The sequence below is a fragment of the Stenotrophomonas sp. YIM B06876 genome (assembly GCF_030711595.1).
Classification (GTDB): Bacteria; Pseudomonadota; Gammaproteobacteria; order Xanthomonadales; family Xanthomonadaceae; genus Stenotrophomonas.
In genome coordinates, this window is record NZ_JAUJUJ010000197.1 from 1 (window position 1) to 1,443 (window position 1,443).

General features: G+C 55.4%; 2 protein-coding genes. One reads left to right on the forward strand and one right to left on the reverse strand.

The window, feature by feature from the left end; genetic code table 11:
• Positions 1-851 precede the first annotated feature (851 nt).
• A complete protein-coding gene (locus QZH66_RS16020) occupies positions 852-1,196 on the forward strand; it encodes a hypothetical protein (protein ID WP_305806885.1) in 345 nt (114 codons plus the stop codon).
• 20 nt (positions 1,197-1,216) lie between these two features.
• Here QZH66_RS16020 and QZH66_RS16025 read toward each other — a convergent pair.
• Positions 1,217-1,443: hypothetical protein (locus QZH66_RS16025; RefSeq protein WP_305806886.1), on the reverse strand; the 227-nt coding region annotated here is incomplete at its 5' end.

Here is a 1,443-nt window from a genome sequence, read left to right on the forward strand (position 1 = left end):
TTGCATTTGAGCCCGTATGACAGCCGTCAGGTCGGGTCAAATTTTTGGTAACCAACACCCTGACTTCTCCCCGCTTTAATTGGGTTTGCACGGTTTGCACGGTTTGCGTAGTGCGGCTGTGATGAATGGAACGAACGAATTGCGGAGACCCACGCCCTCTGCGCACAGAAGCACTCGCCGTTCCTTATCGTGCGTTGAGCCCTTCAGTCCCGTGCCCGAGAGGTCATCGTCGAGAACGGCGTAAGGTTCCCCCGCGTGGTGTTGAGACAGCCAGCGGTCTATCGCCGCCAGACGCGTCATTCCACGGTCCTGAGGCGCCTCCCATGCTGGGTGCAGTGCGTCAACGACCGTAGAGAGCCCAGTCAGTTGGAAAATTGTTTCGAATGTGGGCCGCTCGAGGACGCGAAGCCAGCTCGTCGTGATGACAACTCGCGCACTCGTCTGCTGCAGCACCTCCAGTAGCACCGCTGTGGCGTCCGCAGCAAATAACCGCTCCCACAAATCATCTGGCCGGGGCTGGGTTATGACGTCATACCCTCCGTATGGGGAGTTCAGACAAATGACGTCATCAAAATCGAGAAAGACGGTCGGCTGCATATTCGTCAGGATATCCCGTTTGAAAACCTGGCCGCAACAATCAATACCCTCCCCGGCGACGCGAAACCTGCATTACTACCTCACCGGTGGGCCCCAAGAAGAAACTGTCCCAAACGTCGAGTAGCTCTGTTTGAGTTGGTTCGCTCATGGTAGGTGTATCACTATCCAGAGGGCGTCTTTGAACTGACTTGAGCAGGCTGGGGCCTTGATGCGCTTTTAAGTGAACGTCGGCGGGTCACTTTATCGAACTCAGCGTGAAAAGCGTTCGCAACCTCGTCAGGCAGTTCCAAGCTGACGCGAACGCCCATGCGCTGAAGCAAACCGAGCACCATACCCATCTGTACAGTGTCTTTGCCATTTTCGAGGTCTGTCATGAACTGTTTGCTCACACTTGCGGTGAGCGCAAAGTCGTCGATACGGATTCTGGCACGCTTACGCATCGTGCGAATCGCAACACCGGCGGACTGGACGGAAGTAAGAGGAATTATCAAAATATTCCTTCGATTGCAGGAATTGTGTCCGCGAAATATTGGGCAAAGGCAGAATTCCTAGGTCCTCAGGAATTTTTTGATGCCACTAAACTGGTCTACTCCTGCTGACCAATCGCGGCATGGCAGGCCTACTGTGCGCCCGCAAGTACCAGTGCGACATCGTCAACAGGCACCATGAGGTCAGCCCATCTGTATGGTCGATTCCAGGCGAAAGAGTGGACAGCCCCGCTCAGCAGCACTGTCACACCGCGAATCAATGTGCCGAGCGGGTTGGTCGTCCGAGTTGCCAGCTCTCCCAGCGCCACCATGCCGGCCAAAGGCACATGGTCCTCAAACTTGGCAAGCAACTGCAAGT